Genomic DNA, 18623 nt, shown 5'->3' on the forward strand with positions numbered 1-18623 from the left:
CCCACGCCCCGCCCGTTTACAGCGTGAGGGAGGGCTTGAGCTGCTGGAGGCGGGCGAGGAGGCCGTTGACGAAGCGGGGGGACTCGTCGGTGGACAGCTCGGTCGCGAGGCCGACCGCCTCGCTGACCGCGACGCCGTCCGGGACGTCGTCCACCCACAGCAGCTCGAACGCGCCCATCCGCAGGATGTTGCGGTCGACGGCCGGCATCCGCTCCAGCGTCCAGCCGGTCGCGTAGGTGGAGATCAGCTCGTCGATGCGCTCCCGGTGCTCCTGGACGCCCTCGATGAGCCGGACGGCGTGCGGGAACTCGGCCAGCTCGTCCTGGTTCGGACGGCCCCGCGCCGCGAGCACCGCCGCCGGCTCCTCCTCCCGCAGCTCGGCCGCGAACAGGATGTCGAGCGCGAGTTTCCTGGCCTTGGTGCGTGCCGCCATCTCAGGCGCGGCCGAGGTACTCGCCGGAGCGGGTGTCGACCTTGACCTTCTCGCCGGTGGTGATGAACAGCGGCACCTGGATCTGGGCGCCGGTCTCCACGGTGGCAGGCTTGCTGCCGCCGGTGGAGCGGTCGCCCTGCAGGCCGGGCTCGGTCTCGGTGATCTCCAGCACGACGGCGGCGGGCAGCTCGACGTACAGCGGGTTGTCGTTGTTGAAGGCGATCACCGCGTTCTGCTCGGGGAGCAGGTAGTCGGCGGCGTCGCCGACCACGGCCGCCGGGATGTGCGGCTGGTCGTAGGTCTCGGTGTCCATGAAGACGAAGTCCTCGCCCTCGCGGTAGAGGTACTGCATCTCGCGCTTGTCGACGCTCGCCACTTCGACCTTGGTGCCGGCGTTGAAGGTCTTGTCGACGACCTTCCCGGACAGCACGTTCTTGATCTTGGTGCGGACGAACGCGCCGCCCTTGCCTGGCTTGACGTGCTGGAACTCCAGGACGGTCCACAGCTGGCCGTCGAGGTTCAGCGTCATGCCGTTCTTCAGGTCGTTCGTCGTCGCCACTGGCTGTTCTCCCGGTCGCGGGCCCGCGCGCCTACAGGACGAGCAGGTCCTTGGTCGTTGTGGTGAGGAGCTCCGGGCCGTCCGCGCGGACCACGAACGTGTCCTCGATGCGGACGCCGCCCCGGCCGGTGAGGTAGACCCCAGGCTCCGCTGTGATCGGAACTCGATCCATCAGCTTACCGGTCTCCTCGTACCCCATGAGCGGCGCTTCGTGGATCTCCAGCCCGACGCCGTGCCCGAGCCCGTGCGGGAAGGCCTCGCCGTGCCCCGCCGCCTTGATGATCTCGCGGGCGGCGGCGTCGACCGCCTTGGTGTCCGCGCCGGGCACGGCGGCCTCCAGCGCGGCCCGCTGCGCCCGGTGGACGAGGTCGTACAGGTCGCGCTGCCAGCCGGCGGGCTCGCCGATCGCGGCGGTGCGGGTCATGTCGGCGTGGTAGCCGCCGTACAGGGCGCCGAAGTCCATGGTGACGAGGTCGCCGGCCTGGAGCTCGCGGCCGCCGGGGTGGTGGTGCGGGACGGCGCCGTTCGGGCCGGAGGCGATGATCGACTCGAACGCGGGCCGCTCGGCGCCGAAGTCCACCATGGCGCGTTCGAGCGCGATCGCCACGGCCCGCTCGGTGACGCCGGCGCGGATCTCGGGGAGGACGGCCTCGAACGCCCGGTCGGTGATCGCGCACGCCTCGCGCAGCAGCGCGATCTCCTCCTCGTCCTTGACCATGCGCAGTTCCTCGACGGGGCGGCCGAGCGGTGCGAGCTCGATCGGGCGGTCGAGTCCGGCGGCCTGCTCGGCGAGTGCGGTGTGCTGCTCGACGGTCAGGTCGTGGGCCTCGAAGCCGAGCCGGGCGCGGCGCTCCTCGGCGGCCCGCGCAAGCAGCGCGGCCGCGACCCGGCGGTCGACGACCAGGGGCAGCTCCGGGCAGACCTCGGCGGCCATGCCGGCGTACCGGCCGTCGGTCGCGAGGACGGCCCCGCCGTCGGCCGCGACGAGCAGCGCCGCGCGGGAGCTGTCCAGGCCGGTCAGGTAGCGGACGTTGACGAGCCGGGTCACCAGCAGCGCGCCGGCGTCCCGCTCGGCGACGAGCGCGGCGAGCCGGGCGCGCCGGGCGGTATGCGTCTCCCCCATGTCCAGGACTCTAGATGATCGCCGGGACGGGGCGGGAGGCCGTCTCGACGCGGTCACAAAACATGAAGAACCCTCGACTTCGGCTTGAGGGCGGGCCTAGCGTGAGCTGCCGTGTGACCCTTCGTCCCCCCGCATGGACGTCCCCAGGAGGGATTCCCCTTGACCCGAGTCAGCCGCCGCAGACTGCTCGGCACGGGCGCGCTCACCGCCGCCGGAGCCGTCGCCTCCGCCGCCGCGGCGCCGTCCGCCGCCGCCCGCACCGCGCCGCTCAGCACCGACGTGGTGATCGTCGGGGCCGGCCTGTCCGGCCTGGCCGCCGCCCGCGACCTGGTCGCCGCCGGCCGGTCCGTGCTCGTCCTGGAGGCCCGGGACCGGCCCGGCGGGCGCGTGTACGGGCTGCCGCTCGGCGACGGCACCACCAGCGAGGGCGGCGCCGAGTTCATCGGCCCGACGCAGGACCGGATCGCGGTGCTCGCGAAGGACATGGGCGTCGAGACCTTCAAGACCTACAACGAGGGCAAGAACGTCTACTACCGCAACGGCAAGCGGTCCCTGTACGCCACCGACGGGCTGCTCGGCGCGGTCCCGCCGGACTGGGGCGTGATCGACCTGGAGCTGGCGCTGGTCAAGCTCGGCAACATGATCAAGGAGGTGCCGGTCGGCGAGCCGTGGAGGGCGGCGAAGGCCGAGGAGTGGGACGCCCAGACGTTCTACACCTGGTCGCGGTCCAACTCGCTGAGCAGCGGCGCGCGGTTCCTGATGGACGCGTTCGCCTCCTCGACGCTGTCGATGCGCTCGCAGGAGGTCTCGCTGCTCTACCTGCTGAACTACGCGGCCTCGGCGGGCAACGAGAGCACCCCGGGGACGGTCGACCGGCTGATCAACACCAAGGACGGCGCGCAGGAGTCCCGGTTCGTGGGCGGCTCGCAGGAGGTGCCCGTCCGGCTGGCGGCGCGGCTCGGCGACATCATCCGCTACAACACGCCCGTGCGGTCGATCGAGACCGGCTCCGGCGGCGTCACCGTCACCGCGGACGGGCTCACCGTGACGGCCGGGCGGGTCGTCGTCGCGATGTCCCCCGCGATCGCCAACAAGATCGACTACTCGCCGGCGCTGCCCGCGAGCCGCGCGCAGCTGATGCAGCGCTACCCGATGGGCTCGATCGCCAAGTTCGTCGGCGTCTACGACACCCCGTTCTGGCGGGCGGACGGCCTGACCGGGCAGGCGGTCGCCGACAGCGGCGCGATCGACGCGACGTTCGACAACAGCCCGCCGGACGGGTCGCGCGGCATCCTGATGGGGTTCATGAACCAGGCGAACATCCGCAAGCTGGACGGCGCGTCGGCGGACGAGGTCAGGGCCGCGGGCCTCGCCTCGTTCACCACGCTGTTCGGCGACAAGGCCGCCGACCCGAGGATCACGGCGTTCCAGCGCTGGGACAACGAGATGTGGAGCGGCGGCGGCCCGGTCGGCATCGCCCCGCCCGGCGCGCTGACCGCGTTCGGCCCGGCGCTGCGGGCCCCGTGCGGGCCGATCCACTGGGCGGGCACCGAGACGTCCGACTACTGGACGGGCTACATGGACGGCGCCGTCCGCTCCGGCGAACGCGTCGCCCGGGAGGTCCACGCAGCCCTCTGACCGTTGACCTGCGGCGTGTTGTTGTTATGAGGGCGCTCATAACAACAACACGCCGCAGGTGAACGGGGCTCGGTCACAGGTCGGCGGCCATCTCCTTGACCTTCTCGATCAGGGCCAGGCGGCTCTTGTGGTCGCCGGCGATCGGGGCGACGTTCAGCGTCGTGACGCCGGACTCCTTCATCGCGGCGAGCCGCTCGCGGACGTGCCCCTCGGAGCCGATGAGGGACATCTTCTCCAGCAGCTCCTGCGGGACCTTCGCGGCGGCCTCGTCCTTCTTGCCGTCCAGGTACAGGTCCTGGATCTCCTCGGCCTCCTTCTCGAAGCCGTAGCGGCGGGCGAGGTCGTTGTAGAAGTTCTTGCCCCTGGCGCCCATGCCGCCGATGTAGAGCGCCGCCATGGGGCGGCCGAACTCCAGGAAGCCCTGCACGTCGTCGCCGATGGCGAGCGGCGCCTGGCCGACCACGTCCAGCTCGCCGAGGGCCGGGTCGCGCTTGGCCTTGCCCGCGGCGAGGGAGGCGCCCCACACGTCCGCGGCCTTCTCCGGCATGTAGAAGATCGGCTCCCAGCCGTTGGCGATCTCGGCGGTCTGCTCGACGTTCTTCGGGCCGATCGCGGCGACCAGGATCGGGATGTCGGCCCGCACCGGGTGGTTGATCAGCTTCAGCGGCTTGCCGAGGCCGGTGCCCTGGTCGGCGGGCAGCGGCAGCGTGTAGTACTTGCCGTCGTACTGCAGCCGCTCGCGGCGCCACACCTTGCGGCAGATCTCGATGACCTCGCGGGTGCGGCCGAGCGGCGCCGTGTACGGGACGCCGTGGAAGCCCTCGATGACCTGCGGGCCGGACGCGCCGATGCCGAGCGTGAACCGCCCGTCCGACACATAGTCCAGGCCGGCGGCGGTCTGCGCCGTCGCGGTGGGCGTGCGGGAGTAGATGTTGAGGATGCCGGAGGCGATCTCCAGCCGCTCGGTCTTCGCCGCGATGTAGCCCATCTGGCTCACCGCGTCGAAGCTGTAGGCCTCCGCGATGTAGACGATGTCGAGCCCGGCCTTCTCGTAGTCGGCGAGCTCCTCGACGGTCTCCTTGAAACCGCCCGAGTAGCTGAGCGCCATCCCGATGCGCATCGGCGTCCTCTCCCTAACCGAATCCGATTCCAGTCGAACGTAACCTACTCGCCGCCCCGGCGTCAGGACAGGGCGGGACCGTGCAGCGCGTCCAGCACCGGCCGGTACAGGTCCGCGCGGATCTTGGCGACCGTCCCGCCGTTCTTGCCCGCCAGCGAGGCGGCCAGCTCGACGGCGGCCGGCAGCACCTCGTCCTCGGCCGCGGTCCGCTGGACGATCCCCGCCCGCAGCGCCTGCTCGGCCGTGTACCGGCGGCCGGTGAGCACGGCCTCGTGCGCGGTCGCCCTCGGCAGCCGCTCCTTGATCAGCAGGTTCATCCCGGGCGTGAAGCTCATGCCGAGGTCGACCTCGGGCAGGCAGAAGTAGCCGCGGTCGGTCCGCATGACGGCGTGGTCGTGGCAGAGCGCGAGCATCCCGCCGCCGGCGAACGCGTGCCCGTTCAGCGCCGCGACCGTGGGCATCGGCAGCTCCAGGACGCGCGCGAACAGCCCGTGGACGCGCCGCAGGTACTCCTCGAACTTGTCCTGGTTCGCGCCGAGCCAGTCGAGGTCGAGGCCGTTGGAGTAGAACTTGCCGGTGCCGACGGTGACGAGCGCGCCCGGCCCGTCGTTCTTCGCCACGCCGTCGAGCGCACCCTCGACCGCGCCGAGGAAGTCGGGGCTGAACCGGTTCTCACCGGCGTCGTACCGCAGGACGTACACGTCTCCGTCGCGCTGGAGGTCGATCACGTGGCTCTCCTTCATCCGTGCCCTCACCCTCCTCTATGACGCCCGTCATGGGCAACGCGAGCACCCTATGATGAATGTCATAATCGAGCCATGGGGACGGACAGCCGGGAACGCATGGTGCGCAGCGCCGCCTACCTCTTCCGCGAGCGCGGCTACAGCGGCACCGGGTTCCGCGACGTCATCGCGCACAGCGGCGCCCCGCGCGGGTCGATCTACCACCATTTCCCCGGCGGCAAGGTGCAACTCGCGGAGGAGGCCGTCCGCTACGCCGGCGACTTCCTCAACGCGGGCATCCTCGCCGCCACCGAGGGCGGCGACGCCGCCTCCGCGGTGGACGCGTTCGTCGGCTGGTGGCGGCAGGTACTGGTCAAGAGCGAGTTCCGGGCGGGCTGCCCGGTCCTCGCCGTCACCGTCGAATCCCAGGAGGACGCCCCGCAGCTCGCGGCGGCGGCCGCGGCGGTGTTCGGCCGCTGGCAGGACACCCTCGCCACCGGGCTCGGCAATGCCGGCGTCCCCGACGATCGCGCCGCGCGCCTGGCCCGCCTCATCGTCGCCGCCGTCGAGGGCGCCACCGTCCTGTGCCGCGCCCACCGCGACGTGGCCCCCCTGGACGACATCGTCGCCGAGCTGAAGGACATCACCCGCCGGGCGGTCGGGAACGCCTAGGACCCGCGCCTAGGACCTGCGCCTAGGACACGGACTCCTCGGCGAGGAGCTCGGCGACCGCCTGCAGCGCCAGGACGTAGGACATGGGGCCGAAGCCGGCGATGGTGCCGGTCGCGACGCCCGCGACGACGGAGGTGTGCCGGAACTCCTCGCGCGTGGCGGGGTTCGTGATGTGGACCTCGATGAGCGGGGCGGTCCGCTGGGCCAGCGCGTCGCGGAGGCTGTAGGAGTAGTGGGTGAACGCGGCCGGGTTCAGCACGATCGGGACGCGCTCGTCGGCGGCCTCGTGCACCCAGTGCACCAGCTCGGCCTCGTCGTCGGTCTGCCGGACCTCCACCCTCAGGTCGAGGCGGCGGCCGGTGTCGCGGCAGAGGGCGGCGAGGTCGTCGAAGCTGGTCGTCCCGTACGTGTCGGGCTCCCGGACGCCGAGGCGCCGCAGGTTGGGCCCGTTGAGGACGAGCACGCGGTTCGTCATGGGGTGAGCTCCCGGTAGGCGGCGGCGAGCAGGTCCTCGTCCGGGCCTTCGAGGCGGCCCGGTGACGCGATGCCGTCCAGGACGACGAAGCGGAGCGTCTTGCCGCGCGACTTCTTGTCGATGGCCATCGTGGCGCGCAGGCCGGGCCAGTCGGCGGCGTAGGAGACCGGCAGGCCGACCGAGGCGAGGACGTCGCGGTGCCGCTGGACGATCTCGGCGGGCAGCCGCCCGGCGAGGCGGGCCAGTTCGGCCGCGTACACCATGCCGATGGCGACGGCGTGGCCGTGCCGGAACTCGTAGTCCTCGGCCTTCTCGATGGCGTGCGCGAGGGTGTGGCCGTAGTTGAGGATCTCCCGGAGGCCGCTCTCCCTGAGGTCTGCGGAGACGACGCGGGCCTTGACCCGGATCGCCCGCTCGACCAGCTCCCGGGTGTGCGGCCCGTCCGGGGACGCGGCGCCCTTCGGGTCGTCCTCGACCAGGTCCAGGATGGCGGGGTCGGCGATGAAGCCGGCCTTGATGATCTCGGCGAGGCCGCTGATGTAGTCCTCGTGCGGCATCGTCACCAGCGTGGTCAGGTCGCACAGGACCCCGGCGGGCGGGTGGAACGCGCCGACGAGGTTCTTGCCCTCGGGGACGTTGATGCCGGTCTTGCCGCCGACCGCCGCGTCCACCATGCCGAGCAGCGTCGTCGGGACGAGCACCGCGCGGACGCCGCGCAGCCACGAGGCCGCCGCGAACCCGGCGAGGTCGGTGGTGGCGCCGCCGCCGACGCCGACGACGACGTCCGTGCGGGTCATGCCGGACCGGGCGAACGACGACCAGAGCCCGGCGAGCACGCCGACCTCCTTGGCGGCCTCGCCGTCGGGGACGGGCAGCGCGCGGACGGTGTACCCGGCCTGTTCGAGCGCGCCGCAGACGGGGCGGGCGATCTCCGGGAGGCCCTCGGCGTGGACGACGGCGACGGTGCGGGCGCGGTCGCCGACCATGGCGGGCAGCTCGCCGAGGACGCCCGCGCCGATGACGACGTCGTACGGGGCGGCCCCGTCCACCCGGACCCTGGCGTGCGTCACGCGTCCGCGTCCAGGGCCTTGACGATCTCCTCCACGATGTCGGCGGGGTCGCGGCCGTCGGTGTCGACGCCGATCGTGCCGAGGCGCTCGTAGATCGGCAGGCGCTCCGCCAGGAGCTTGCGCATCTGGCTGCGCGGGTTCAGCACGAGCAGCGGCCGCGCGGAGTTGAGGCCGACCCGCTTGATCGCCTCGGCGAGGCCGGCCTTCAGGTAGACGACCGTGTGGCCGGCGAGCAGTTCCTGCGTCTCGGCGGCGAGGACGGCGCCGCCGCCGAGGGCGACGACGCCCTCGTGCTCGGCGAGGGCCGCGGCGACGGCGGCGCGCTCCAGCTCGCGGAAGCGCTCCTCGCCGTCGTCGATGAAGATCTCGCCGATCGGCTTGCCCGCGGCGGCCTCGACGTCGGCGTCGGTGTCGCGCAGCGCGACGCCGAGCCGCTCGGCGAGCGCGCCGCCGACGGTGGTCTTGCCCGAGCCGGGCGGGCCGATGATGACTGCCTTCGGTCGCATGGTCCCCTTCACTTGATCGTCAGGGAGGACAGGTATCCGCGCAGGTTGCGCGCGGTCTCCTCGGCGGAGTCGCCACCGAACTTCTCCAGCGCGGCGTCGGCGAGGACGAGCGCCGCCATCGCCTCGGCCACGACCCCGGCGGCGGGCACGGCGGTGACGTCGCTGCGCTGGTTGATCGCCTTGGCGGGCTCGCCGGTCTTCACGTCGATGGTGTCGAGCCGGCGCGGGACGGTCGAGATCGGCTTCATCGCGGCCCGCACCCGCAGCACCTCGCCGGTCGTCATGCCGCCCTCGACGCCGCCGGCCCGGTTCGTCCGGCGGCGGACGCCCTCGGGCGTGCCGTCGATCTCGTCGTGCGCCCGCGAGCCGGGCCGCCGCGCGGTGGTGAACCCGTCGCCGAGCTCGACTCCCTTGATCGCCTGGATGCCCATGAGGACGCCGGCGAGCCGCGCGTCGAGCCGCCGGTCCCAGTGGACGTGGCTGCCGAGGCCGGGCGGCAGCCCGTAGGCGAGGACCTCCACGACGCCGCCGAGCGTGTCGCCGGCCTTCTTGGTCTCGTCGATGTGCGCGACCATCGCGGCGGACGCCGCCTCGTCGAAGCACCGGACGGGGCTCTCGTCCACCCGCGCGAGGTCGCCGGGCCCGGGCAGGACGCCGTCGGGCGCCGCCACCTCGCCGAGCGCGATCACGTGGCTGAGGACGTCCACGCCGAGGGCCTGGCTCAGGAACGCCTTGGCGACGGTGCCGAGCGCGACCCGCGCGGCGGTCTCCCGGGCGCTGGCCCGCTCCAGCACGGGGCGCGCGTCGTCGAACCCGTACTTCTGCATGCCGACGAGGTCGGCGTGGCCGGGCCGCGGCTGCGACAGCGGCGCGTTGCGCGCCTGAGCGGCGAGGACGTCGGCGTCGACGGGGTCGGCCGACATGACCGTCTCCCATTTCGGCCACTCGGTGTTGCCGACCTCGATCGCGACCGGCCCGCCGAGCGTCACCCCGTGCCGGACGCCGCCGAGGATCCGCACCTCGTCCTGCTCGAACTTCATCCGGGCGCCCCGCCCGTGCCCGAGCCGCCGGCGGCGCAGTTCCTCGGCGATGTCCCCCGAGGTCACGCGCACGCCGGCCGGCAGCCCCTCCACGATCGCGGTCAGGGCCGGGCCGTGGGACTCCCCCGCGGTCAACCAGCGCAGCATGACCACGATCCTATTGACTCCGCGCGCCCGCCCGTGACCGCGTCCACCATCTGAGAGGCTCGTCACCGGAGACGGGGCGAGTCACCGGAGGTGCGTGATGAGGAGGGCGCTGCTGGCGCAGGCGCGGGCGTCCGCTGAGCTGGGGTCGCCGATGTACGCGGAGCTGCTCCTGCGGGCCGCGGACGACCCGGGCGGGGCGGTCGCCGGCGTGCTCGGGGAGCACACCCGCCCCGGCTACATCCTGGGCATGCTCGGGACGGTGCACCGCATCGTCCTGGAGGGGCGGGCCCCCGAACTGGCCGCGTACTACCCGACGGCGGGCGGGACGGAGGATCCGCTGCGGGCCTGGCCCGCGTTCCGGGACGTCCTGGCCGAGCACGCGGCGGAGATCCGGGCGGGGCTCACCGCCCCGCCGCAGACCAACGAGGTCGGGCGGGCCGCGCCGCTCGTCGGCGGCCTGCTCGCGGTCGCCGAGGCCACCGGGCTTCCGATCCGGCTGCTGGAGATCGGCGCGAGCGCGGGCCTGAACCTGCGCGCCGACCACTTCCGGTTCCTGTACGAGGGCGGCGCGTACGGGCCCGAGTCGCCGGTCGTCCTGCCGGACGCCTGGCGGGGCCTCCCGCCGGTGGACGCGCCGCTCACGATCATCGAGCGCGGCGGATGCGATCCGAGCCCCCTGGATCCGGCATCGCCCGATGCCCGGCGGCGGCTCCTGTCGTACGTGTGGCCCGACCAGGCCGAGCGGGTCGCGCGGCTGCGCGCGGCGTTCGAGGTGGCGGCGCGGGTCCCGGCGGCGGTCGTCCGGGCGGGCGCGGCGGACTTCCTCGACGGGCTCGCTCCCCGGCAGGGCGCCGCCACCGTGGTGTGGCACTCGACGATGCGCGCCTACCTGTCCGCGGACGAGGCGGCGCGCGTCGACCGGCACATCGAGGACGCCGGCGCGGCGGCCGCGCAGGAGGCTCCCGTGGCCCACCTGTCGTTCGAGGGGCGCGACGCCTCCCGGCTCGACGCCGTCCAGGTAGTGGCGCTGCGCCTGTGGCCGGGCGGCGAGCGCGCGGTCCTCGGCGAGGGCCCGTCGCACGGCCTCCCGACGACCTGGCGCTGACCGGTTCAGGCGATCTCGCGCCAGTCGAGGACGGGGGCGGCCACGTCCCTGATGGCGGCGAGGAGGCCGAGCCGGTTGGCGCGGACGTCCGGGTCCTCGTCCATGACCATCACGTCGTCGAAGAACGCGTCGATGGGCGCGACGAGGGCGGACGCGGCCCCGGCGAACTCCGGCAGCGACGGCCGGGCGGTCAGCTCGGCCGTGGCGCGGGTGAACGCCTCGTGCAGGTTCCGCTCGGCTGGCTCGGTGAAGCGGGCGGGGTCGTACCCGGCCTCGGCGGTGCCGGGCACGATGCGCAGGACGCGCTGCAGCGCCGCCGTGAGCCGCTCGAACCCGGGCGAGCCGAGCAGCTCCGCCAGGTCGTCGGCGGCCCGCGCGGCGTGCGCGGGCGTTCCCGCGAGCGGCAGGACGGCCCGGACGATGTGCACCGGCCGCCCCTCGTCCAGGAGGTTCTGCTCCAGGCGCCGGGCGATGAACCGCTCGGCCTCGGCGAGGGCGTCGGGGGCGACGGCGACGGGCTGGTGCCGGGCGGCGAGGGCGAGGCCGTCCCCGACCGTGACCGGCGCGAGGCGCGGGACGTCCCGCAGGATCGCGGTCAGCGCGAGCGCCGCGCGGCGCAGGCCGAACGGGTCGGAGCTGCCCGTCGGCGCCGACCCGACGGCGAACAGCCCGGCGAGCAGGTCGAGCCGGTCGGCGGCGGCGAGGACGGCGCCGGCGGCCGTGGCGGGCGGCGCGTCCCCGGCGGCGCGGGGCAGCTCCATCTCGTACAGGGCCTGCGCGACGGCCTCGTCCTCGCCGGCGCGGCGGGCGTACTCGCGGGCCATCGTCCCGGCGAGGCCCGGCAGTTCGACGACCATGGACGAGGCGAGGTCGAACTTCGCCAGCGCGGCGGCGCGGGCCAGCGCGGCCCCCTCCCCGGCCGCCAGGTCGAGGCGGCCGGCCAGGTCGGCGGCGATCGCGGCGATGCGGGACGACCGGTCGGCCATCGACCCGAGGCGCTCGGTGAACGTGAGCCTGCCGAGGCCCTCCCTGATCTGCTCGGGCGTGCTCCGGAGGTCCTGCCGGAAGAAGAACGAGGCGTCCTCGTAGCGCGCGCGGAGCACGGCCTCGTTCCCGGCCCGGACGGCGTCGTGGTCGCATTCGCCGTTGGCGACCGTGACGAAGTGCGGGAGCAGCCGCCCGGTCTCCCGCCGCACCGGCAGGTAGCGCTGGTGCTTGCGCATGACCGTGGTGAGGATCTCCTCGGGCAGGTCCAGGTACTTCTCGTCGAACGACCCGAGGATGGCGACCGGCTCCTCGACGAGGTCGACGATCTCCTCGACGAGGGCGTGCTCGGCGGCGAGGTCGACCGTCCCGCCGCGGCCCCGTGCGAGGGACCCGGCGTCCTCGATGACGCGGGCACGGCGGCGGGCCCGCACGGGTTCGATCCCGTGCTCGCGCAGGACGCCGGTCAGCGACGCGGCGTCCGGCACGTCGACCTGCGGCGACGCGGCCGTCCGGTGGACGCGCGTGGCGCGCCCGGCGGTCAGGTCCGACACGGTGAACGGGATCTCCCGGTCGTCCAGCAGGGCGAGCAGCCAGCGGATCGGGCGGGCGAACGACAGGCCGGGCGCCCTCCACCGCATGTTCTTCCCGGCGCGGAGCCCGGCGACGATGTCCGGGAGCAGCGCGGCGAGGACCTCGGCGGCGGAGCGTCCCACCACCTTCCGGGTGTATCCGGCGTACTCCCCGCCCGCGACGGTGACCTTCCCGACGTCCGAGGCGTCGATGCCGTGCCCGCGCGCGAAGCCGAGCAGCGCCCGCGTCGGCTCGCCGGACGCGTCGTAGGCGGCGGCGATCCGGGGTCCCTTCACGACCTGCTCGGTGTCGGGTTCGCGGGCCGCCAGGTCGCGGGCGACCACGATGATCCGGCGGGGCGTCGCGCACGTGTCGAGCGAGGACGCGTCCGTGAACAGCCCGGCCTCCTCCAGCCCGCCGCGCAGCCGTTCGGCGACGTGCTCGGCCGTCCGCGCGACCTCGTGCGGCGGCAGCTCCTCCACCCCGATCTCCAGCGCGAACGTCCCCGCCGAGGCGGCGTCCGGCAGGGCGGCCGGCTCGGTGCCAGGCACGGTGCCCGGCACGGTGCCCGACACGGCTTCGGCCGGCCGTACCGCCGCGTCGCCGAGCGGATGCCCCAGTTCAGCGCGGCGCTCCACCCAGAGGGCGGCGGCCTCGTGGGCGAGGCCGCGCATCCGGGCGAACGCGCGGGCCCGCTCGGTGGTGCCGATGGCGCCCCGCGCGTCCAGCACGTTGAACGCGTGCGAGCATTTCAGCACGTAGGTGTGGGCGGGGACGGGCAGCCGCGCGTCGAGCATCCGGCGGGCCTCGGCCGCGTACGCCTCGAACAGCTCCCGGTTCGTCGCGATGCCGGCGTCGTCCAGGTAGTAGCGGCTCATCTCGTACTCGGCCTGCCCGAACGCCTCCCCGTAGGTGATGCCGGGCGCGTACGCGATGTCCTTGAAGTGGGAGACGCCCTGCAGCGCCATCAGGATGCGTTCCATCCCGTAGGTGATCTCGACCGAGACGGGGTCGAGGGTCAGCCCGCCGGACTGCTGGAAGTAGGTGAACTGGGTGATCTCCAGGCCGTCCAGCCACACCTCCCAGCCGAGCCCCCACGCGCCGAGCGCGGGCGACGCCCAGTCGTCCTCCACGAACCGGACGTCGTGGGCGCGCAGGTCGATGCCGAGCGCGGCGAGGCTGCCGAGGTACTGCTCCTGCGCGTCGCCCGGCTCCGGCTTGAGGATCACCTGGAACTGGGTGTGGGTCTGCAGCCGGTTCGGGTTGTCGCCGTAGCGGGAGTCGTCGGGGCGGACGCTCGGCTCGGCGTAGGCGACCCGCCACGGCTCCGGGCCGAGGACGCGCAGCGCCGTGGCCGGGTTCAGCGTGCCCGCCCCCACCTCGGTGTTCATCGGCTGCGCGACGAGGCAGCCGCGCCCCGCCCAGTAGTCGGTGAGCCGGATCAGGGCGTCCTGCATCGTCAGGGCGGGCGGGTTCGGCACGGACGGGGTCGGCACGGGTGTCGTCGGCACGGGAGTCTCCAATGGGCGCGAAAGGACAAGCCTAGAAGCGCCCGAGACCTCGCTCGATCGCGACGCGCACGGGAGAGTCCGCCGGGAGCGGGCCGGACGGCGCGAGCGGCGGCTGCGCCATGAACCGGGGCCGCGTCCCGTGGTGCTCCTGCGCCGCGTGGACGAGGAACGGGTGGCACAGGTACACGTCGCCGGCGCGTCCCGTCGCGAGGGCGAGCGGCCGGTGCCCGGTCGCCGGGACGGCCTTCCGCGCCAGTTCCATGAACGCCAGCCCGTCCTCCCCGGCGGGTTCCAGGATCGGCGGGACGTCCAGGTGGGAGCCCACCCGGATCCGGGTCGGCCCGTCGTCGTCGCCGACGTCGGAGAACAGGAACAGCATCAGCAGCGCGCGGCCCTTCGACGCCGCGTTCACCCGGTAGGACATGAAGTCGGCCGGGTCGTCGCCGGGGAAGCTCGCGTCGATGTGCCAGCCGTCGTCGCCGGGCGCGTCGTCGCTCGGGAACCGCACCGGGAACGTGCCGAGGCCGCCGCGCGGCAGCCAGGCGCCCTTCCCGGCGACCGCGTCGAACGCGGCGTGCAGGCGGGGCGTGTTCGCGGCGGCCCGGAACGGCTCCTGGGCGTAGTCGCCGAGCCGCACGACCGGCCTTGTCCAGGTGGCGGGGTCGCCGGGGTCGCAGCCGGTGTCCCGCCACAGGATCGCCCGGCACTCCTCCGCCAGCTCCCGGGAGAACGCCCCCTCGACGCGGACGAACCCGTCGGTGATGAAGGAGTCAACGTCGATCATGACCCCAGCCTGCCAAGGCACCCCCGGCGGGAGCGAACGATTTACCGGCGCAGGACGTTCAGCTCGACGCCGCCGACGATGCGGCCGCGGAGCACCTCGGCGAGCCGGTCGGACACCCGCTGCACGGTGCCGCGCTCGTCGTGGCCCGGAACGACCGCGAACCGGACCGCGACCTCGGCGGACGTCCCCTCGGTCACCCGGACGCCGGTCACGGACGGGTCGGAGCCGAACGCGGCCTCGACGGCGGCGAGGACGTCCGGGTCCTCGTGCGGCGGCGGGACGGGGCGGCCCTCGGCGAGCAGGTGCAGGCGCAGCCCGTCCACGGCGAACGGGACGGGGCCCGCCACGTCCACGACCAGCGCGTCGGCGCCCTCGTCGAGGGTGGCGCGGCACGCGTCGCCGCCGCGCACCGTCACCGGGCGGGCGTCGGCGCGCCACGCCTTCATCGTCTCGGTGCAGGTGAAGCCGAGCACGCCGCGGCGGCCGTCGTCCCCGATCAGCGTCGGCAGCGCCATCTCGCTGTTCTTCTCGCGCCGCAGCTCGCCGGGCGCGACCTGCTCCTCCTCGGTGAGGACGGCGACGATCGGCACGAGCAGCCGGGCGCCCTGCAGCCGCCGCAGCACCGTGTGCGCGCCGACCCGCCCGGCCGCGTACCCGGCCAGCGCCTCGCACAGCCGGGGGTCGGCGCCCCCGTCGTCCCCGGGGATCAGTGGTTCGGGAATCGTCAGTCCGGACACGGCAGGAAGGCTATAGCCTCCGGCGACCGCCGCGCGTATCGATTCGGATACTGTCCGCAGTCAGACGGTCACCCGAGGTCGGCGATGGCGGCGACCGTCCCGCCGCCGGACGGGCCCTGGTGGACGGCTGCGACCGACACGAACACCGCCGGGTCGCCGGTGACGGACGCGGCGACACCGCCGACGCACGCCTTGATCTGCCGGTGCCAGTGCACGTCGGAGTCGTCCAGCATGATGTTGCGGCGCCCCCGGACCGAGCCGCTCGGGTCGGCCTCGCACTTGATGAACACGTTGACGAGCCGTTCGCCGAGGTCGGACGTGCGGGGCCGGTCGGGCAGATCGAGGCCGGCCGACCTGATCGCGTCCCAGACCCCGTCGGCGTCCAGTGCGTCCTTCATCACACCGTGCCCGGCCCGGTACCGGCCGCCGATGCCGCGCACGTTCCCGACGACGACGATCTGCGCCCGGTCGAGTTCGACGCCGGACGAGCACGACGCCACCGACGAGTACAGCGACAGGTCCCGGTGGATCTGCCCGGCGGCGGGCGTCTCGATCTCACCGAGCGCGACGGCGATGCCGAGCGCGGTGGTCGAGTTGGAGATGTCCATCGACGTGAGCGTGTCCTCGGTGACGACGTCGCGGCCGCGCGACTTGGCGTCGTTGATCGTGTCGAGGGTGAGCAGCGGAGTCTTGGTCTGGACGTAGTGGACGTCGGCCGGGTCGTCGATCCCCGCGGTCTTCATGGCTTCGCGGACGCCGGCGGCGACGGTCTCGACCATCGCGGGCCGGCCGATGTCCTCGGGCAGGATGACGTCGCTCATCGCGACGCCGACCGACAGGCGGGGCTCGTCCGAGGCGGGCGCCTTCGCCGGGTCGAGGGTGGCGAACACGGTGGCGTGCGGGCTGAGGACGCCGTCGGTGCCGCCCGACCACACCAGCGGGACGCGCGCCACCTCGTCCGCGCTCCGGGTGCCCTTGGCGAGGAGCACCTCGCGGAACGCCCGGTCGGCCAGCAACCGGGTGTAGTCGTTCACGCCGCCGTTGCCCTCGGTCTTGCCGACGACGGCGAGGACCCGGTCGGCCTCCAGGACGCCGTCGTCGATCAGCCGGGCCAGCCCGGACGCGTCGGTCACGGACTCGATGGGGATCTTGCGGACTTCGATCGGATCGGGCACGTCATCGCTCCTCAGCTGCTCGGTCGCATCGGTCTCTACCCTGCCGGTGTCCGTGGGTCACGCCTCGACGACCGTCCCGGCCCTGCCGTGGGCGGCGTCGCCGAGCCGGGCCAGCGAGGCGATCGCGGCGCGGCGCCCGCCGGCCGCGACGAACCGCCGCACCGCCTCCACCTTCGGACCCATGCTGCCGCCGGCGAAGTGCCCGGCGGCGGCGAGGCCGGCCAGCTCCGCGACGGTGGTGCGGCGCAGGGGGCGGGCCGCGGGTGTCCCGAACCCGGCCACCGCGTTCTCCACGTCCGTGGCGATCACCAGCGTGCCGGCGCCGAGGCGGCGGGCCAGCAGCTGCGCGGCCAGGTCCTTGTCGATCACGGCCTCGACGCCGCGCAGCGCCCCGTCCGCCCGGACGACGGGCGCTCCCCCGCCGCCCGCCGCGACGACTACGTGCCCGGCGTCCAGCAGCGCCGCCGCGGCGTCGGCGTCCAGGATCTCCAGCGGCTCGGGCGAGGCGACGACGCGCCGCCAGCCCCGCTCCCCGAACGGCCGCCACGTCTCCCCGTGCGCCATGGACAGGCGCGCCTGCTCCTCGGGGAAGTACCGGCCTATCGGCTTGGCGGGGGCGGTGAAGCCGGGGTCGGCGGCGTCCACGAGCGTCCGCGTCACCACCGTGGACACCGGGCGGGCGGCGCCCCGCGCGCACAGTGCCCGCTCCAGCGCGTTCATGATCATCACGCCGACGGTGGCCTGGGTCTGCGCGCCGCACCAGTCCAGCGGGACGGGCGGCACCACGCCCGCCGCGAGCTGGTTCTTGATCAGCAGGTTGCCGACCTGCGGGCCGTTGCCGTGCGTGAGCGCGACCCGCGCGCCCGCCGCGACCAGGTCCGCGACGGGCGCCATCGCGGCCTCGATCGCCGCCGCCTGCGCGTCCGGCGCCGCGCTGCCGTCCGGCGCGGTCATGGCGTTGCCGCCGAGCGCGATCAGGATCCGCTCGCCGCTGAGCGGTCCCCCGCCGTTCCAGGTCACGGGACGGACGCTAACCCGCGCGAAGGGCGGCGCTCACGGGCGAAATCCGCCCAACGAGCGCCGCTTCTTCGGCACTTTCTCGGTACGCGCGCCTGTTAGGGCCGCGCGCCGAGCCGGCCGACCCAGCCCATCGCCTCGTAGGTGGTCGTGACGGTCCCGTGCCCGGCCTCGGTCGTCCGGAACTCGAGCAGGTCGGCGGTCGCCGCCGAGATGACCAGCCGGGACTCGGTCGCGGCCGCGCCGCCGTCCGGGCCCGACGCCGCGACGACGGCCGTCCCGGGGCGGCCGAGCCGGTCGGTGGCCCGGCCTGCCAGCCGGATCCCGGGCTGCCCGGCGAGGACCTTGAAGAGCGCCGACTTGGCGCCCGGCGTGACCGGCCCGCCGAGCAGGTCGTGCGCGATCCCCCACACGTACGCGGTGAAGGTGCCCTTGAACGGGTTCTCGGCGGCCTTCAGCTCGCGCCGGTAGCGGTCGCGCAGCACGGCCGACAGGCTCCGCGGGTCCTCGGGCAGGGACGCGATCTGCTCGGCGGTCATCTCCCCGGTGCCGAGGCCGCGGCGCATCGGCCCTTCCCAGACCCGCTTCTCACTGGAGCCGGCGAGGCGGGGAGACCCGTCCCGCTGCCAGAGGGCCTTGTCCCGGTCGGTGGGGAAGACGAGCTTGTCCGGGCCGCCGGTCTTGCGCGCCCTGCTTCCGTCGCGCGCGAGCCAGACCTCGCCGGGGCTCTCGATGAGGGCCTCGTAGGTGATCTTCTTGTCCACCTTGCGGCGGTCCGGCCCCGTGCCGACGACCGTCCTGCGGTGCCCGCCCACCTCGCTCGTCGTCAGCCGCCGGCTGTACCAGTAGCGGCCGGTCGCGGCCGGGGCCTTCGCCGCGGTCGTCGCGCTGGCGAGCAGGAACGTGCGCGCGTCGGCGGGCCCCTCCTGCGCCGACGGCGGCCGCGCAGGAGTATCGCCGCCGCCCGTGACGACGACGGCCCCGGCGGCGGCGCAGGCCGCGGCCGCGACTCCGGCGACCAGCAGCACCGGCCGCCGGACGCGGCGGCGCGGGCGCGGCGCGGCGGCGGCGCTCATGGCGCGGGCCAGGTCGGCGTCGCGGCGGCGCGCGTGGCCGTCCTCAGCCAGCTCGTCGAGCGCGGCGGGCTTGAGCGCGCGGAACGCGGTGTCGGGCATCGTGTCTCCAGTGGTCATCGGGCCGCCTCCTCGGCGACCGCGGGGGCGGGGCGGGGG

18 protein-coding genes are annotated in these 18623 nt (G+C 74.2%); 3 read left to right on the forward strand and 15 right to left on the reverse strand.

From position 1 onward, the window contains the following. Positions 1 to 16 precede the first annotated feature (16 nt). The 3 genes from nusB to E1284_RS26820 are packed head-to-tail and all read right to left on the reverse strand — an operon-like array spanning position 17 to position 2115. Positions 17 to 433 carry a transcription antitermination factor NusB gene (nusB, locus tag E1284_RS26810; RefSeq protein WP_131942914.1) on the reverse strand — a complete coding sequence of 139 codons (417 nt, stop codon included), beginning with the start codon at positions 431 to 433 and terminating at the stop codon, positions 17 to 19. 1 nt (position 434) lies between these two features. Then, positions 435 to 992: an elongation factor P gene (efp, locus tag E1284_RS26815; protein ID WP_131942915.1), complete on the reverse strand. Its 558-nt coding sequence runs from the start codon at positions 990 to 992 to the stop codon at positions 435 to 437. A gap of 31 nt (positions 993 to 1023) precedes the next feature. Beyond that, positions 1024 to 2115, reverse strand: a complete 1092-nt coding sequence (locus E1284_RS26820) for a M24 family metallopeptidase (RefSeq protein ID WP_131942916.1) — start codon at positions 2113 to 2115, stop codon at positions 1024 to 1026. Between the two features lie 159 nt (positions 2116 to 2274). On the opposite strand from E1284_RS26820, the gene E1284_RS26825 reads away from it, so the two are divergent. Beyond that, a complete protein-coding gene (locus tag E1284_RS26825; protein ID WP_131942917.1) occupies positions 2275 to 3753 on the forward strand; it encodes a flavin monoamine oxidase family protein in 1479 nt (492 codons plus the stop codon). A 73-nt stretch (positions 3754 to 3826) separates the two neighbouring features. On the opposite strand, the gene E1284_RS26830 is transcribed toward E1284_RS26825, so the two are convergent. After that, complete coding sequence (locus tag E1284_RS26830; RefSeq protein ID WP_131942918.1) at positions 3827 to 4873, reverse strand: LLM class F420-dependent oxidoreductase; 1047 nt, start codon at positions 4871 to 4873, stop codon at positions 3827 to 3829. Positions 4874 to 4935: 62 nt separating this feature from the next. Further along, positions 4936 to 5601 carry an enoyl-CoA hydratase-related protein gene (locus tag E1284_RS26835; protein WP_131942919.1) on the reverse strand — a complete coding sequence of 222 codons (666 nt, stop codon included), beginning with the start codon at positions 5599 to 5601 and terminating at the stop codon, positions 4936 to 4938. A 90-nt stretch (positions 5602 to 5691) separates the two neighbouring features. Here E1284_RS26835 and E1284_RS26840 point away from each other — a divergent pair, with 90 nt between their 5' ends. Beyond that, entirely contained in the window at positions 5692 to 6267 is a 576-nt protein-coding gene (locus E1284_RS26840; protein ID WP_131942920.1) for a TetR/AcrR family transcriptional regulator, read from the forward strand. A 22-nt stretch (positions 6268 to 6289) separates the two neighbouring features. On the opposite strand, the gene aroQ is transcribed toward E1284_RS26840, so the two are convergent. From aroQ to aroC, 4 genes are read right to left on the reverse strand one after another with little or no spacing between them, the layout of a single operon-like run. Next, positions 6290 to 6742 (reverse strand): type II 3-dehydroquinate dehydratase, encoded by a 453-nt coding sequence (gene aroQ / locus E1284_RS26845; RefSeq protein WP_131942921.1) that lies wholly within the window; start codon positions 6740 to 6742, stop codon positions 6290 to 6292. After that, positions 6739 to 7812 carry a 3-dehydroquinate synthase gene (gene aroB / locus E1284_RS26850; RefSeq protein WP_131942922.1) on the reverse strand — a complete coding sequence of 358 codons (1074 nt, stop codon included), beginning with the start codon at positions 7810 to 7812 and terminating at the stop codon, positions 6739 to 6741. The genes aroQ and aroB overlap by 4 nt, the downstream gene beginning before the upstream one ends. Then, the gene (locus E1284_RS26855; RefSeq protein WP_131942923.1) at positions 7809 to 8318 is read right to left on the reverse strand and encodes a shikimate kinase; all 510 of its coding nucleotides are present in this window, start codon (positions 8316 to 8318) and stop codon (positions 7809 to 7811) included. The genes aroB and E1284_RS26855 overlap by 4 nt, the downstream gene beginning before the upstream one ends. Before the next feature lie 8 nt (positions 8319 to 8326). After that, positions 8327 to 9505, reverse strand: coding sequence for a chorismate synthase (gene aroC, locus E1284_RS26860; protein WP_131942924.1), 1179 nt, complete (start codon positions 9503 to 9505; stop codon positions 8327 to 8329). A 97-nt stretch (positions 9506 to 9602) separates the two neighbouring features. Between aroC and E1284_RS26865 the strand changes: the two genes are divergently transcribed. After that, entirely contained in the window at positions 9603 to 10610 is a 1008-nt protein-coding gene (locus E1284_RS26865; RefSeq protein WP_131942925.1) for a DUF2332 domain-containing protein, read from the forward strand. Positions 10611 to 10615: 5 nt separating this feature from the next. Here the strand turns inward: E1284_RS26865 and E1284_RS26870 are convergent, their stop codons facing one another. From E1284_RS26870 to E1284_RS26895, 6 genes are all read right to left on the reverse strand, one after another. Continuing rightward, complete coding sequence (locus tag E1284_RS26870) at positions 10616 to 13678, reverse strand: glycine--tRNA ligase (protein WP_243714761.1); 3063 nt, start codon at positions 13676 to 13678, stop codon at positions 10616 to 10618. Positions 13679 to 13709: 31 nt separating this feature from the next. Next, positions 13710 to 14462, reverse strand: a complete 753-nt coding sequence (locus tag E1284_RS26875) for a phytanoyl-CoA dioxygenase family protein (RefSeq protein ID WP_131942926.1) — start codon at positions 14460 to 14462, stop codon at positions 13710 to 13712. A 41-nt stretch (positions 14463 to 14503) separates the two neighbouring features. Then, entirely contained in the window at positions 14504 to 15199 is a 696-nt protein-coding gene (locus E1284_RS26880) for an SseB family protein (RefSeq protein ID WP_131942927.1), read from the reverse strand. 68 nt (positions 15200 to 15267) lie between these two features. Continuing rightward, positions 15268 to 16374 carry a barbiturase gene (bar, locus tag E1284_RS26885; RefSeq protein WP_131942928.1) on the reverse strand — a complete coding sequence of 369 codons (1107 nt, stop codon included), beginning with the start codon at positions 16372 to 16374 and terminating at the stop codon, positions 15268 to 15270. Positions 16375 to 16431: 57 nt separating this feature from the next. Beyond that, positions 16432 to 17394: a carbamate kinase gene (locus E1284_RS26890; protein WP_243714762.1), complete on the reverse strand. Its 963-nt coding sequence runs from the start codon at positions 17392 to 17394 to the stop codon at positions 16432 to 16434. A 95-nt stretch (positions 17395 to 17489) separates the two neighbouring features. Then, on the reverse strand, positions 17490 to 18584 hold the full coding sequence (locus tag E1284_RS26895; protein ID WP_131942929.1) for a CU044_5270 family protein: 1095 nt from the start codon (positions 18582 to 18584) through the stop codon (positions 17490 to 17492). Positions 18585 to 18623: the final 39 nt, after the last annotated feature.

The sequence above is a fragment of the Actinomadura bangladeshensis genome (assembly GCF_004348335.1).
GTDB lineage: Bacteria > Actinomycetota > Actinomycetes > Streptosporangiales > Streptosporangiaceae > Spirillospora > Spirillospora bangladeshensis.